At 69.6% G+C, this 14,526-nt stretch carries 13 protein-coding genes; 3 read left to right on the top strand and 10 right to left on the bottom strand.

Annotation, left to right across the window (positions count from 1 at the left end; translation table 11 throughout):
* Nucleotides 1-58: 58 nt before the first annotated feature.
* The 7 genes from ABZW60_RS38420 to ald form a co-directional block, all read right to left on the bottom strand.
* The gene (locus ABZW60_RS38420; protein WP_355485519.1) at nt 59-793 is read right to left on the bottom strand and encodes a pseudouridine synthase; all 735 of its coding nucleotides are present in this window, start codon (nt 791-793) and stop codon (nt 59-61) included.
* Nucleotides 783-2,807 carry an SMC-Scp complex subunit ScpB gene (gene scpB, locus ABZW60_RS38415; RefSeq protein WP_355485517.1) on the bottom strand — a complete coding sequence of 675 codons (2,025 nt, stop codon included), beginning with the start codon at nt 2,805-2,807 and terminating at the stop codon, nt 783-785. Before scpB ends, ABZW60_RS38420 begins: the two co-directional genes overlap by 11 nt.
* Nucleotides 2,804-3,775, bottom strand: coding sequence for a segregation/condensation protein A (locus tag ABZW60_RS38410; RefSeq protein ID WP_355485515.1), 972 nt, complete (start codon nt 3,773-3,775; stop codon nt 2,804-2,806). Before ABZW60_RS38410 ends, scpB begins: the two co-directional genes overlap by 4 nt.
* Nucleotides 3,772-4,116, bottom strand: coding sequence for a hypothetical protein (locus tag ABZW60_RS38405; RefSeq protein WP_355485513.1), 345 nt, complete (start codon nt 4,114-4,116; stop codon nt 3,772-3,774). Before ABZW60_RS38405 ends, ABZW60_RS38410 begins: the two co-directional genes overlap by 4 nt.
* Nucleotides 4,113-5,225, bottom strand: coding sequence for a ParA family protein (locus tag ABZW60_RS38400; protein ID WP_355485511.1), 1,113 nt, complete (start codon nt 5,223-5,225; stop codon nt 4,113-4,115). The genes ABZW60_RS38405 and ABZW60_RS38400 overlap by 4 nt, the downstream gene beginning before the upstream one ends.
* A gap of 195 nt (nt 5,226-5,420) precedes the next feature.
* Nucleotides 5,421-6,356, bottom strand: coding sequence for a site-specific tyrosine recombinase XerD (xerD, locus tag ABZW60_RS38395; protein ID WP_355485714.1), 936 nt, complete (start codon nt 6,354-6,356; stop codon nt 5,421-5,423).
* A complete protein-coding gene (gene ald, locus ABZW60_RS38390; protein ID WP_355485509.1) occupies nt 6,353-7,468 on the bottom strand; it encodes an alanine dehydrogenase in 1,116 nt (371 codons plus the stop codon). The genes xerD and ald overlap by 4 nt, the downstream gene beginning before the upstream one ends.
* 334 nt (nt 7,469-7,802) lie before the next feature.
* Here ald and ABZW60_RS38385 point away from each other — a divergent pair, with 334 nt between their 5' ends.
* Both ABZW60_RS38385 and ABZW60_RS38380 read left to right on the top strand, forming a co-directional pair.
* On the top strand, nt 7,803-8,627 hold the full coding sequence (locus tag ABZW60_RS38385) for an LLM class F420-dependent oxidoreductase (protein ID WP_355485713.1): 825 nt from the start codon (nt 7,803-7,805) through the stop codon (nt 8,625-8,627).
* An 80-nt stretch (nt 8,628-8,707) separates the two neighbouring features.
* The gene (locus tag ABZW60_RS38380; RefSeq protein WP_355485507.1) at nt 8,708-9,403 is read left to right on the top strand and encodes a hypothetical protein; all 696 of its coding nucleotides are present in this window, start codon (nt 8,708-8,710) and stop codon (nt 9,401-9,403) included.
* An 8-nt stretch (nt 9,404-9,411) separates the two neighbouring features.
* Here the strand turns inward: ABZW60_RS38380 and ABZW60_RS38375 are convergent, their stop codons facing one another.
* Complete coding sequence (locus ABZW60_RS38375) at nt 9,412-9,816, bottom strand: cupin domain-containing protein (protein WP_355485505.1); 405 nt, start codon at nt 9,814-9,816, stop codon at nt 9,412-9,414.
* Between the two features lie 28 nt (nt 9,817-9,844).
* Between ABZW60_RS38375 and ABZW60_RS38370 the strand changes: the two genes are divergently transcribed.
* Nucleotides 9,845-10,438: a hypothetical protein gene (locus ABZW60_RS38370; RefSeq protein ID WP_355485503.1), complete on the top strand. Its 594-nt coding sequence runs from the start codon at nt 9,845-9,847 to the stop codon at nt 10,436-10,438.
* On the opposite strand, the gene ABZW60_RS38365 is transcribed toward ABZW60_RS38370, so the two are convergent.
* Both ABZW60_RS38365 and ABZW60_RS38360 read right to left on the bottom strand, forming a co-directional pair.
* A complete protein-coding gene (locus ABZW60_RS38365) occupies nt 10,435-11,154 on the bottom strand; it encodes a peptidylprolyl isomerase (RefSeq protein ID WP_355485501.1) in 720 nt (239 codons plus the stop codon). The two genes, ABZW60_RS38370 and ABZW60_RS38365, sit on opposite strands and share 4 nt — an antisense overlap.
* A complete protein-coding gene (locus ABZW60_RS38360; protein WP_355485499.1) occupies nt 11,154-14,435 on the bottom strand; it encodes a GH92 family glycosyl hydrolase in 3,282 nt (1,093 codons plus the stop codon). The genes ABZW60_RS38365 and ABZW60_RS38360 overlap by 1 nt, the downstream gene beginning before the upstream one ends.
* Between the last annotated feature and the right edge of the window lie 91 nt (nt 14,436-14,526).

The following is a 14,526-nucleotide window of genomic DNA, read 5'->3' as shown; positions in this document are numbered from 1 at the left end:
TTCTCCCCTGGTACACCAACGGAGAACCCCCAACTGGGGTGGATAACCCCTCGTTTGGTCAGAGGTCGACGAGGTCGAGGAGCTGGCCGAGTTCCTTCGAGTCGAGTTCGCGGAGCTCACCGGTGTGCAGGTTGCCGCGGCGGACCGGGCCGATCGCCGTTCGGGTCAGCCGCTTCACCGGGTGACCGACCGCGTCGAACATCCGCCGGACGATCCGGTTGCGGCCCTCGTGGAGCGACATCTCCACGAGGGTCCGGCCGGGCACCGTCGACACGATCTTCACCGTGTCCGCGCGGGCCGGCCCGTCCTCGAGCTCGACGCCGTCCAGGAGGCTGCGCAGGACAGCGGGTTTGACGTTGCCCTCGACCTCGGCGACGTACGTCTTCGAGACCTCGTACGACGGGTGCGCGAGCCGGTGCGCGAACTCCCCGTGATTCGTGAGCAGCAACAGCCCTTCGGTGTCGGTGTCGAGCCGCCCGATGTGAAACAGCCGCTCGGGCCGGTCGTGCACGAAGTCGGTGATACAGGGCCGCCCCTGCGGATCGGACATGGTCGTCACGACGCCGCGCGGCTTGTTGAGCACGAGATAAACGTTCGCACTGACCGGCGGGATCCGCGCTCCGTCGACCCGGATGACAGCCGTCTCGGGATCCACCCGAACCCCGAACTCCGTCACCACCCGCCCGTCGACCTCGACCCGCCCCTCCTCGATCAAAATCTCCGAACTCCGCCGCGAAGCCACCCCCGCCCGCGCCAGCACCTTCTGCAACCGAACCCCACCGTCATCCCCCATCCCGAACCCCACCCTCCACACCACGCACACCATCCACGCGAGAGTCCGCGTCGCCGGACCCCGCTTCCTCTACACGCCCGCCGGCATCATCCGCCCCCACGCCGTCCACAACCAGTCCGTCCGCGTCGTCGACGTCCGCATCCCCGCCGCCTGAGTCGCCCGCGTAGCCCGCACCATCCGGCTCCAGTCCGTCCAGATGCCCGGCGCCCGCGTCGTCTGCGTCTCCGGCGTCCGCCTCGTACGCACGGCCGCCCGGCTCACCACTCGCCGTACCCTCCGGCACCAGTTCGCCTACGTCCTCAGCGCCCGAGTCCCCGGCACCGGCGTCCGCGGCCCAGCCGCCCGCCGGCCCCTCGTCAGATGCGTCGTTGGCGTCCTCGACAGCATCAGCCACAGCCGACGCCCCTACTGCACCGTCATCCCCGTGGTCCTCCACGTCCAACTCACCGCCGTCCACACCATCGACACCACTCACCGACGCCTCAGCTCCATCGGCTCCAGCAGCAGCGCCGCCCGACGCCTCCACGTCCAGCTCGCCACCATCGACACCACTCACCGACGCCTCAGCTCCATCGGCTCCAGCAGCAGCACCGTCCGACGCCACCGCGTCCAGGTCGCCACCATCCGCGCCATCCACACCACTCGCCGACGCCTCGGCCTCATCCGCTCCCGCGGCAACATCACCCGACGCGTCCGTGGCCGGCTCGATGTCTGCGCCTACGTCCTCCGTGCTTCCGGCGTCAATGCCCGGGGCTTCCGTGGCCTCAGCTTCGCCGCTCTCGGCCTCCGGGGCTGGTGTCTGGTCGGCGTCCGTCGACGTGCCTTCGGCTTCCTCGCCCTCGGGGGTCGGCTCGGTGGGAGCTTCTGGGGGTGGGAGGGTTTGGGCGGCGAGTTCGTCCTCGATGTCGTCCATGTCGGGGAGGTACGGGGCGAGTTCGGGGAGGTCGTCGAGGGACTGCATGCCCATGCGTTCCAGGAAGTACGACGTGGTGCGGTAAAGCGTCGCCTGGGACTCGGTGTCCGAGCCGGCCTCCTCGACCAGCCCGCGCGCGACGAGGGTGCGCATAACACCGTCCACGTTCACGCCGCGGATCGCGGAGACTCGGGCGCGGCTGACGGGCTGTTTGTACGCGACGACCGAGAGGGTTTCCAGGGCGGCCTGGGTGAGGCGTGCCTGCTGGCCGTCGAGGACGAAGCGTTCGACGTACGGTGCGCAGTCGACGCGGGTGTAGTACCGCCAGCCGCCGCCGACCTCACGCAGGTCGAATCCACGGCCCTGCTCGGTGTACTCCGCCGCCAGCTCCGCAAGCGCCGCGGCAATATCACCCGTCGGCCGGCCAACCGCCCGCGCCAACGTCAGCACCGGCAACGGCTCGTCCGTCACCATCAGAATCGCCTCGAGCGCCCGCCGCATCGTGTCGTCGTCAACAACCCCCTCATCCCCCACCGGCACCGAAGTCTGCCCCGGCGGCAAGTAATCCTCATCATCCCCACCACCACCCGCAGCCCCAGTCCCTGAAGCATCAGCCGGGTCAGCATCCTCAGCAGCCGCGGCCACCTCGGAAACCTCCGCGCCGCCCGAGGAGTCGGCGGCGGCGTCGGTCGCTTCGGCGGTCGCGTCTGTCAGGTCAGCGGGCTCTGCGGCGCCTGTTGAGCCGTCGGCGTCCGCGGCTGCGGTCGCGTCCGCGGGGTCACTCGCTTCGGCGGCTGCAGGGGCTGCGGCGTCGGCTGCTGCGGTGACGGAGGAGGCGGACGCGTCAGTTGGGTCGGTCGGCTCTGCGGCACTCGTCGGGTCGTTGGGGGCCACGGCGTCGGTTGCGCTCGACTGGTCGGCTGCCTCGTCGGCGTCGGCGGTGGCTTCGGTCGCGTGCGACGGGTCAGCTGCGTACGCGGAGTCGGCGGCGTCGGCTGCGTGCGACGGGTCGGCTGCGTACGACGGGTCGGTGGTGTCAGCGGCTTCAGGTGGGGTGGACGGCTGGTCCGTGGTGTTGGTGGGGGGTTGGGTGTTGGTCACTGGTCTGCCGTCTCGGGGGTGTCTGGGGCGGGGGGTTCTGGGTCGGTGTGGCTTTCGCCTGGTTCCAGGAAGTCGGGGTCGTCCTCGACGTGGGGGGCTTCGCCGGACTCGTCCGCCGGTTGTTGTTCCTCGTCGAACTCGTCGCTGACGGCGATCTCGCCCTCGTCGGTGCCGGTCCAGCGGATGGTGAGTTCGCCGAGTGGGGTGACCTGGTCGAACGACACCGCCGCCTCGCGGAACAGCTCCAGCAGCGCCAGGAACCGGCACACCGTCGTGACCGTGTCCGGCGAATCAGCCACCAGCGAGCGGAACGTGGCGCTCCGCTGCCGGCGCAACCGGTCGACGATCACTTCGGCCTGTTCCCGCACGGTGACGGCCGGCGCGTGCAGGTGGGCGAGCGACACCCCGGCGGGTACGTCGTCCTTCGGCGCCATCGCCTTCGCAGCGAGCGCCGCCAGCCCGGCCGGATCCAGCCCCAGCAAGACCTCGGGCAGCAACTCCGCGAACCGCGGCTCCACCCCGACGGCCCTTGGGAACCGGCGGGACTCGACCGCCATCCGCTCCTGCACCAGCGCCGCGATCTGCTTGAACGCCCGGTACTGCAGCAGCCGCGCGAACAACAGATCCCGCGCCTCCAGCAGCGCCAGGTCCTCGTCGTCCTCGACCTCGCCCTTGGGCAGCAGCCGCGCCGCCTTCAGGTCGAGCAGCGTCGCCGCGATCAGCAGGAACTCCGACGTCTGGTCGAGGTCCCACTCCGACCCCAGCGCCTTGATGTGCGCGATGAAGTCGTCGGTGATCACCGACAGCGCGATCTCGGTGATGTCCAGCTTGTGCTTGGAGATCAGCTGCAGCAGCAGGTCGAACGGCCCCTCGAAGTTCACCAGGTGAACGCTGAACCCCTTGCCCTCGGCAACAGCCGGGGCGGCGTCCAGGTCCAGCGGCACCGCGTCCGAGGAGGACACGGTCACTCCGACGCCTTCAGCCGCCGTACCAGCACCGAGTCCGGTCCGTGGTCGACGAAGTCGGCGAGCAGGACGTCGATCGCCTCCCGGACGATCCGGCCCCGGTCGGCCGTCAGGCCGTGCTCCGCACGGAGCGCGAGTCTGGTCTGTTCCAAGCCGAGCAGCTCCTCCTCCGTCACGTACACGGTGATCTTCGTGTCGTGCCGGATCCGACCACTCGACTTCCGGTCGTCGACGACCGTGGTCCGGGACCGCACTGAGGACGGTCCGTCGGTGGTGCGCTTCTCGGGTTGGGTCTGCTTGGGTGCCGCACCCCCGAAGAGTTCACTGGCACCTGGCAGGCTCACCCGGCGGGACAACGCGCCAGCACCTCCTTGGCAAGATCGCGGTACTGCGTGGCCGCTTGGGACGAGGGGGCGTAGGTGGTGATCGGCTCGCCGACGACCGTGGTCTCGGGGAACTTGACGGTACGCCGGATGACGGTGTGGAAGACGCGTTCGTCGAAGGCCTGGACCACCCGGTCGAGGACCTCCCGGGCGTGCGTCGTCCGCCCGTCGAACATGGTGCCGAGGATCCCGACGATCTCCAGCTTCGGGTTCAGCCGGTCCTGCACCTTGCCGATCGTGTCGGTCAGCATGGCCAGGCCGCGGAGCGCGAAGAACTCGCACTCCAGCGGTACGACGATGCCGTTCGACGCGGTCAGCGCGTTCACGGTGAGCAGACCGAGCGACGGGGCGCAGTCGATCAGGATCACGTCGTAGTTGGGGATGATCGGGTCCAGCACGCGCTGCAGCGTGTACTCCCGCGCGACCTCCTGGACGAGCTGCACCTCGGCCGCGGACAGGTCGATGTTGGCCGGCAGCAGGTCGAGGTTCGGCACGTTGGTCGGCTGGATCACCTCGTCGGCGGTGATGTCGCGCTGCATCAGCAGGTTGTAGACCGACAGCTCGAGGTCGTGCGGCTGGACGCCGAGGCCGATCGACGCGGACCCCTGCGGGTCGAAGTCGATCAGCAGCACCTTGCGACCGGTCTCGGCGATCGCCGCGCCGAGGTTGATCGTGGTGGTGGTCTTGCCGACGCCGCCCTTCTGGTTGCACATCGCGATCACCTGGGCCGGGCCGGTCCTGGTCGGGGGCTGCGGCTCCGGCAGGTCCGGCAGCGGCCGGCCGGTCGGCCCGATCTTGTGACGCGGACCGTTCGGGTCGTTCACGGGTGCAAGGTCCTCCGCGGTCAGCTTGGCCGTCGGCTTCGGCATCTCCGCATAGTTGTCGGGCAGGGCTCGCGGCGGCGTGGGGGCCGGCCGGGGCGGGCTGCTGGGCTGGGGGGCGGGTTCCGTGCTGGGGTACGTGCCGGGAGGCACGCTGGGCGGCGTGCTGATCGGCCGGACCGGCTCCGGGTGGTGCCCCGGAAGGTGGCCCGTCACGTGTTCGGTGCCCGGGAATGTCGACTCGTTCATGACTCGTCAAACCTTTCAACCGATACGGGCGATCCCAGCGACTGTAAGCGTGCATTCAAGCACTCTCAACCAGCCACTCCGCACCGGGGTGGGGTGGTTTGTCGACAAAGCTCCGAACCCGGCCGATCACCCTCCCTGAGTCACCAGCCGTAGCCAGATGATCGCACACCGTTCACAATGCCGCGTCATCGGGGGTCAGGACGACAGCGCCCTCGGGTGGGACGTCGCGTAGACCTCACGGAGCTTGTCGACCGTGACGAGGGTGTACACCTGGGTCGTCGTCACGGACGCGTGTCCCAGCAGCTCCTGGACCACGCGGACGTCGGCGCCGCCGTCCAGCAGGTGGGTCGCGTACGAGTGCCGCAGCGTGTGCGGGGAGATCTCCTTCGAGATCCCGGCCCGCTGTGCGGCCCGGCGCAGTACCGTCCAGGCGCTCTGCCGGGACAGCCGGCCGCCGCGGGCGTTCAAGAACAGCGCAGGCGTGCCGCGACCACGAGAGACCAGATCAGGACGCCCGCGGACCTGGTACGCCGACAGCGCCTCACGGGCGTACGTGCCGACGGGTACCACCCGCTCTTTACTGCCCTTGCCGCGCAGCAGCACCGCACCGGCGTCCAGGTCGATGTCGTCGACGTCCAGCCCGACGGCCTCGGAGATGCGGGCGCCCGTGCCGTACAGGAACTCCAGCAGCGCGGCGTCACGCGTGGCGAGTACGGCAGGCTCCGCCTCGGCGCCGGCGGCCGCTGAGAGGATGCGGGTGACCTCGTCGACAGACAGTGCCTTCGGCAGCCGTTGCGGCGGCGTAGGTGGCTTCACGGCCGCCGCAGGGTCCACAGCGGTCAGGCCCTCACGCACACAGAACTTGTGGAACCCGCGGACCGCCACCACAGTCCGCCCCGCGCTGGACGCGGTCAGTGGCGGGTGGTCCGCGTCGCCTTCGCGCAGCCGCATCAGGAAGTCGCTGATCACGGCCTCGGTGATCCGCCCGAGGCTGTCGATCCCGGACGCGGCCAGGAACCCGCCGTACCGGCGCAGGTCCCGCCGGTACGACGCCAGCGTGTTGGCGGCCAGGCCCCGCTCGACCGTGAGGTGGTCGAGGTAGGCGCTGACCGCCCGCGCGATGTCGTTCAGACCAGCACCTCGTCGAGCTTCAGCTGCGGCAGGTCGTGTGCCTCGGCGACCGGGCCGTACGTGACGTGGCCGTCGAACGTGTTCAGGCCGAGCGCCAGGCTGTGGTCCTGCTTGAGCGCCTCCCGCCAGCCCAGGTTCGCCAGCTCGATCGCGTACGGCAGCGTCACGTTGGTGAGCGCGTACGTGGACGTGTTCGGCACCGCACCGGGCATGTTCGCGACGCAGTAGAACAGCGAGTCGTGGACCTTGTACACCGGGTCGGCGTGGGTGGTCGGCCGGGAGTCCTCGAAGCAGCCGCCCTGGTCGATGGCGATGTCGACGAGCACGCTGCCCGGCTTCATCCGGCGGACCATGTCGTTGGTGACCAGCTTCGGCGCCTTCGCACCGACCACCAGCACCGCGCCGATGACCAGGTCGGCCTCCAGGACCGCCTTCTCGATCTCGTACGCGTTCGAGGCGATGGTCAGCAGGTGGCCCTGGTAGATCTGATCAGCCTGCCGCAGCCGGGCGATGTTGCGGTCGAACAGCTGCACCTGCGCCTGCATACCGAGCGCGATCGCGGCCGCGTTCATCCCGGACACGCCCGCGCCGAGGATGACCACGCGGGCCGGGTGGACGCCGGACACGCCGCCGAGCAGCACGCCCCGGCCGCCGCCCTGCGCCATCAGGTGGTACGCGCCGGACTGCGGGGCGAGCCGGCCGGCCACCTCGCTCATCGGCGCCAGCAGCGGCAGCGTGCCGTCCGGGAGCTGGACCGTCTCGTAGGCGATCCCGGTGGTCCCCGACTTCAGCAGCGCGTCGGTGCAGTCACGGCCCGCGGCCAGGTGCAGGTACGTGAACAGGACCTGGTCCTTGCGCATCCGGTGGTACTCCTCCGCCACCGGCTCCTTCACCTTGAGCACCAGCTCCGCGTCCGCCCAGACGTCGTCCGCCTGCGGCACGATCCGGGCCCCGGCGGCGACGAACTCCGCGTCCGGGATCAGCGACCCGCCGCCCGCCCCCTGCTCGATCAGAACCTCGTGCCCGCTGCGCACGAACTCGTGCACGCCGGACGGGGTGATCGCCACCCGGTACTCGTGGTTCTTGACTTCCTTGGGAACTCCGACCTTCACAACTTGCCCCTTCTTTCACGATCCAGGTGTGCGGCCCACGTCGTTGTGTCCGCGGCCCGGCGGTTGAGGGGTGGTTGCCAGGTCGCTGCCGAGTGTATGCCCGCGGGGTTCATACCACCCGGCCGGATGGTCTGATCGTGACTCGACACTCTGCCGGTACCCCAGCGGTAACCGAACGGAAGCACAGCGGCAAGCAGCCGGACGCGGAACGGAGACGTTCGGCTACCTTCCGGATACGCCGTCCAGGTTGACGCGGCAACCATCATTGACGGCCATTCGTGGCGGTCAGGGATGCTTGCGGTAGGACGCTTCACGAGAGGAGCACGGCGTGGCGATGGAACTGGGACGCTACGGGGTCTGGCACGGAGCCCAGCACTACGGGCCGGAGCTCGCCGCGGGACTGGAGCAGGCCGGGTACGGAACCTTGTGGCTGGGCAGCTCGCCGGAGGCCGGCCTGCGCGACGCCGAGGTGTTGCTGGCCGCAACGAGTTCGGTTGCCGTCGGCACCAGCATCGTCAACATCTGGAAGTCGCCGGCCGCCGACGTCGCGGCGTCGTACCACCGGCTGGAGGACGAGCACCCGGGCCGGTTCCTGCTCGGCGTCGGGATCGGGCACCGGGAGGCCACCGGCGAGTACCGGTCGCCGTACCGCACGATCGTCGGTTATCTCGACGAGCTGGACGACGCGAAGGTGCCGGCCGACCGGCGGGCGCTGGCCGCGCTCGGCCCGAAGGTGCTGCAGCTGGCCGGGGCCCGGACCGCCGGGGCGCTCCCCTACCTGACGACGCCGGAGCACACCCACGAGGCCCGCCGGATCCTCGGCGGCGGGGTCCTGCTCGCGCCGGAGCAGATGATCGTGCTGGAGACCGACCCGGACATCGCCCGCGCGACGGCGCGCGACCGGCTCGCGTCGTACCTGCAGCTGAGCAACTACACCGCGAGCTTCCAGCGCCTCGGCTTCACCCCCGCCGACTTCGCCGAGGGCGGCAGCGACCGGCTTGTCGACGCCATGGTGCTGCACGGCTCGGCGGTCGAGATCGCGGCCGGTCTGAAGGCCCACCTGGACGCCGGCGCGGACCACGTCGCGATCCAGCTCCTGGGCCACGAGGGCATCGACCTGCTCCCCGGCTACGAGGCCCTGGCGACCGTTCTCGGATAGGGCTTGATTCCGGCCCGGAACGGGGGAACATCAGCAGTAGGTGCACCACATCGGCGTGGTGCGCGTTGGAGGTGTTCCCCATGACTGAGCGACACGAGTTGCGATGGGGCGGCTTCGCCGGACTGGCCTTCGTCGTCCTGGCGATGCTGGGCAGGTTCCTGCCCGGTACTGCTCCGACGGTCGGTGACTCCGACAGCACGATCTCGAGCTGGCTCTCCGACACCCGATCCATGATCCTGCTCAGCTCGCTGATGTGGGCGGCCGCGGCCGGACTGGTCATCTGGTTCTCGGCGGCCTTCGCCGAGGCGATGCGGGAGCGGGCCGAGCGCAGCGACGTCCATCTGGCGTTGCTGGCCGGGTCGGTCCTGGTCGGCGGCGCGATCTTCGTGAATGCCGCGCTCACCGCCGCGGCCGCGTTCGGCATCGCCGGCCGGGACCTGGCGATCACGACGACGTTGTACGAGCTGAGCGCGGTGATGACGACGATGATCGGCATCGCGGCGGCGCTGCCGCTGGCCGCGGCCGGGATCGGCGTACTGCGGACGCACGTGATGCCGAACTGGCTCGGCTACCTCGCCCTGCTGGCCGCCGTGGTCTCGTTCCTCGGTGCGTTCGGCGTGTTCGCCGACAGCGGCACGTTCGTTGCCGGCGGCACGTTGATGACCACTGTCCCGCTGCTGCTGTCGGCGGTCTGGATCGTCTGCGCGAGCGGCTACATGGTCCGCGAGCACCTGCCGGAACTGACCACCGGGGAGAGCACCGTCCCGCAGCTGTAGATCGCCCGCTAGCGCATCGTGAAGTCGGCGAAGTCGAAGCCCGGTGACACGATGCACGACACCAGCACCGCCTCGTCACCCTCGGGCCGGGCCGCCTGCCAAGCGCCCGCCGGGATCACCACCTGCGGCCGTTGACCGGCGCGTACGTCCGGCCCCAGGGTGACCGACTGCTCGTCGTACTCGAGCGTCAGCGGGCCGCCCGAGTGCCACAGCCAGAGCTCCGTCGAGCGCACCCGGTGGGACCGCGACTCCTCGCCCGGCGCCAGCAGGAAGTAGATCGCGGTCGCACTGGCCCGGCTGCCGCCGTACCCCTCCGGTTCGAACTCGACCGGCGAGCGCCACGTCTGGCGGTACCACCCGCCCTCCGGATGCGGTTCGAGATCCAGCAGGACGGCCAGCTCCGGCTTCTGCATGATCCGATTCTCCGGCAGAGTGCGGTCCATGAGCGATCTGCCCTCCGAATACCACCGACGGCTGCCGTACGGCGAGCGCGTGTCGGCCGAACCGTTGCTCGGCGAACCGTTCTTCCCGTTCGAAGGTGATCTCCAGGTTGTCAGGCTGGCCGACCCGGTGCTGCCCGAACCGCCGCGCCGCGGCGAGGACGGCGGTCAGCCGTGCCCGAAATGCACGGATCCGGACCAGTTCGTGATCTGGCGCGACGACCAGTGGTCGCTGAAGGCGTTCGAGCCGACCGGGCTGCCGCTGGTCGCGCTCCTCGAGCCGCACGAGCACTACCGCCTCGACAACCTGCCGCCCGAACTGACCGCCACGCTCGGCCCGATGATCCAGCGTGTCGCGAAGGCGATCCAGGACATCGACAGCGTCGGCCGGACACACTTCAGCCGCTGGGGCGACGGCAGCGAGCACTTCCACCTGTGGTTCCTCGCCCGTCCGCTCGGCATGATGCAGCTGCGCGGGGCGATGATCGCCGCCTGGGACGACATGCTGCCGAAGATCCCCGCAGACGAGTTCAGCGCGAACGCCCGCCGGGTCGCCGCCGCCCTCGCCGAGGACGGCGGCGAAGCGATCGGCTAGCGGGTCCCGAGGGAGCGCGCGACCAGGATGTCGGTGGTGCGTACCGGCGCGCCGTCGACCCCGTCCGGGTCGTCGGGCGTCGGGGCGATCCCGCCGGCCGCCACCCGGTCCAGCGTGGCGAGCCCGAGCCGGTCGACCGAGCCGAAGACGGTGTAGTCCGGCCGCAGCCGCGAGTCCGCGAAGACCAGGAAGAACTGCGACCCGTTGGTGTTCGGGCCGGCGTTCGCCATCGCGACGGTGCCCCGCGCGTACACCTTCCGCGTGCCGGTCGGGTCGTCCGGCCAGTTCGGCAGGTCGGTGGGCAGCTCGTCCTTGTACGAGTAGCCCGGCCCGCCTTCGCCGGTACCGCTGGGGTCACCGCACTGCAGCACCTTCAGCGTCGGGTACAGCGTGAGCCGGTGACAGGTAGTGAAGTCGTAGAACCGGCTCTTCGCCAGGTGCAGGAAACTCTGCACCGTGCACGGCGCCTTCGCCCGGTCCAGCGACAGGATCATCGGCCCCTGGCTGGTGGCGACGACGACCCTGACGATCCCCTTGTCCGGCGTGTGCACCGGGTCCGGCGGCAGCGACACCGGCCGCGCCGGCGGATCGTCCGGCGTCGACGTGTAGCCGCAGGGTCCTGTGGTGCTGGTCGGCGTACCGGCCGCGTCCGCTGGTGCGGTCGCCACCAGCAGACTCGCCACTGTCAGCACCGCGATCACGATGGTCTTCCTCATCAAGACGTCCCTCCCGCAACGGTGAAGATCCGTAGGTCACGATTCGTAGGCAGCCTGATACTCACCGGCGTCCGAGTCAACGTCACAGCTGCGGTCGCGAAGATGTGAGTCGTCACGTTGTCCTTTCCGCCGCCGGACTCGTTGCGGTACGGCGTGGTGGCGACGATGGCGTTGCCGTAGTGAACGGTGTCGCCGCCCCCGCCCAGCGTCCAGTCGCTGAACGACAGGTCGATCTGCGACGTCGTACCGTCGGCGTAGTTGAGCGTCGCGGTGGTCTGCTGGTTGCCGTTGACCGCACTGCCGATGAAGGACAGCTTGGTCGTACCGGCGGGCAGGTCCAGGTTGAGCAACTGTCCGTCGGCTGGCACGTTGTCCGGGTCGCCAGCTGGTACGTCGGGCCACGTGAAGCTGAGGCCCTGGACCGTACCCGTTCCACCGGCGGTCAGACCGGCCGCGGCCAGCGCCTGACGGGAGTAGCTGACACCGCCACCGTCGTAGTCCGCCTCGGTGTGGTCGCTGGCGTCGTCGGAGATGCCTACGCCCTCACGTAGTACGAAGAACGAGTTCGGCCGGCCGACGACGACGGTGAAGCCGACTTGTGGCAGGGCCGTTCCGTCCGCCGCTTTCATCTGCACTGTGACCGGGTAGCGGCCGTCCGGCGTACCAGCGGCCGCGGTGATCGTCACTGACGCGCTACCGACCTTGTCGACGTGGAACGCGCCACTAGTCGGTGTCGCCGCGAGACCCGGCGGCGTCTTGACGGTGTAGGTGACGTCCTGCGCGGTCCCACTCAGGCGGTAGGCCTGCAGTGCGACCGGTGCGCTCGTCGTACCGGGCGCGACCACCAGACGGCTCGTGTCGGTGGAGGTCTGGAACGGGATCTCCCCGGTCCGCCACGACGGCGGCGTGTCCGTCGCGCCCCAGGTCTTGTTGGGCGTCGTACCAAGGGTGAAGTCCAGCGTCCCGCCACGCTGCACGAACGACTCCGGCAGCCACGGCTTGGTCGTCGTCTTCCCGTTCACCTTCAGCGACTGGACGTACTGTGCGTCCGCGCCTGCCGAGTTGATCCGGATCGTGTTGCCGTCGCGATGGATCACCGCGCGCGGGAACAGCGGCGCCGCGACCTGGAGCTCCGCCCGGCTCGGCACGTCCGGGTACAGACCGAGCGCGGTCCACACGTACCACGACGACATCGCGCCGAGGTCGTCGTTGCCCGGGATCCCGCCGGTGGTGGTGTTCCACAGCTGGTTCATTGCCTGCCGCAACGTCTCCTGCGTCTGGTACGGCCGGCCGGTGTAGTTGTAGATCCAGGGCGTGTTGATCGACGGCTCGTTGTCCATCTCGGCGTGCAGCTCGCCCGCTCCGGTCAGCGCCCAGGTCCCGTCCGGGTTCTTGAAGAACGCGTCCAGCCGCTGGTTGACGGCGTCCGTACCGCCCATCGCGTCGACCAGACCGGCCCGGTTGTGCGGCACCATCCACGTGTACTGCGCGCTGCTGCCCTCGGCGAACCCGTCGTACGTCGACGGCGTGAACGCTGGCCAGGCGCCGTTGTCGTCCCGGTTCTGGATGTAGCCGCCGTTGGCCGGGTTGAACACGTTCTGCCAGTACTGCGACCTGGCGAGGAACTTCTGGTACGTCGCCTTGTCGCCGGTGCGCTGCGCCAGCTGGGCCAGAGCGAAGTCGGCCGTCACGTCCTCCAGCGTCTCGACCGCACCGCCCCAGGCGTTCGACTTGGTGGGGATGTAGTGCAGCGCCAGGTACTTGTCGAGCGACGGGCGCTGACCGATCGACATGACCGGCTTGCCCGCGGAGCTGAGGTCCTTCTCGGTCGGAACAGTCGCTGCTTTCACCAGCGACCTCAGAGCTTCTGGTGCGTCGAAGTTCGTGCCGCCGAACGCGTAGATGCCCGCCACTGCTGGTGCGGACGGGTCGCCGGTCATGACCGCCGTACTGCCGGAGGCATGGGTCCAGCGGTCCCAGATGCCGCCGTTGTACGTTGCCTGGTTGAGCAGCGACTGCGCGATGTCGCCGGCCCGCTCCGGTTCCAGCAGGGTCAGCAGTTGCAGCTGCGACCGGTAGACGTCCCAGCCCGAGAACGTCGCGTACTGCGCCTGCTGTCCGCGGGAGAGGTAGTGCGGCTTCTGGTCGAAGCCCCAGTACTGGCGGTTGACGTCGCTGAATACGTTCGGGTGCAGCAGCGCGTGGTACAGCGCGGTGTAGAACGTGGTGCGCTGGTCCGTCGTACCGCCGGTCACCTCGATCCGATCGAGCTGCTTTCGCCACGTCTGCTGGGCTTTTGCGGCTGTGACGGCGACCGACGTGCCGCGCGGGTTCTCGGCGCGCAGGTTCGCGAGCGCGTTGGCGGTGCTGACGTAGGAGATGCCGATCCGCATGGTCACCTTGTCGCCTGCGAATCCCACGTAGCCGCCGGAGCCCTTGTTCGGCGGCATCCAGCCGTCGGCGCCGTACGTCGTACCGCCGCTCGCCTGAGCGCTCCCCGGCGTGACCGTGGTGTCGGTCCAGGTGCCCTGGTTCTTGAACGGCTGGTCGAACTCGGCGACGAAGTGCAGGGTGTAGTAGCTGTGCCGTCCGACGCTGGCCAGGTAGCCGCAGAAGTTCCCGCTGGCCACCGACCCGCTGACGGTCCGGTGCGCGGCGTCGATGCTGATGTTCGCGTCACTCGACCCGACCTCGGAGTTCGACGTACGGAACATGAGCGTCTTGGCCTTGTCGGCCGGGAAGGTGAAGGCGGCCGACCCGGTGCGCGTCGTCGCCGCGAGCTCGGCCGTCACACCTGAGTCGAGCCCGACCTTGTAGTAGCCGGGCTTGGCGACCTCGCTGGCGTGGCTGTAGGTCGACGCGTAGACCTCGTCCTTCGCGTCGCTCTGCGGCGAAGTCGTCACGTCGCCGGCCAGCGGGAAGATCGGGATATCGCCCGACCCGCCCGCGCAGCCGGTCCCGCTCATATGCGTCAGGCTGAAGCCGCGGATCCTGGTCGCGGAGTACAGGTACCCGCCCGGCGCGGCGGTCCGGTACGCGTTCCCCCGGCTCGTCTCCGGGCTGAACGAGAACATGCCGAACGGCAGGACAGCACCCGGAAACACGTTCCCGGCATTCGTCGTACCGATCAACGGATCCACCTGCTCGGTCGGATCGAGCGAACTACTGGTGATCCGGCTGCTCCCGGTCACCTCCGGCGTACGCAACCCGGCCACCGTCGGATCCGGCGGCGTCGCCGTCGTCGGGTGCCGAGCTTCGCCGACCGGCGACGGCGTAGGCACGGCTCGAGCCAGGGACGGGAGACCTGCAATCAGAACGCCGGCAAGCAGAAGACTCACACGACGGGACACCACAGAACGACGCATGGGCAGA

The sequence above is a fragment of the Kribbella sp. NPDC003557 genome (assembly GCF_040610805.1).
Taxonomy (GTDB): domain Bacteria; phylum Actinomycetota; class Actinomycetes; order Propionibacteriales; family Kribbellaceae; genus Kribbella.
This window is presented reverse-complemented; position numbering and strand designations above follow the sequence as displayed.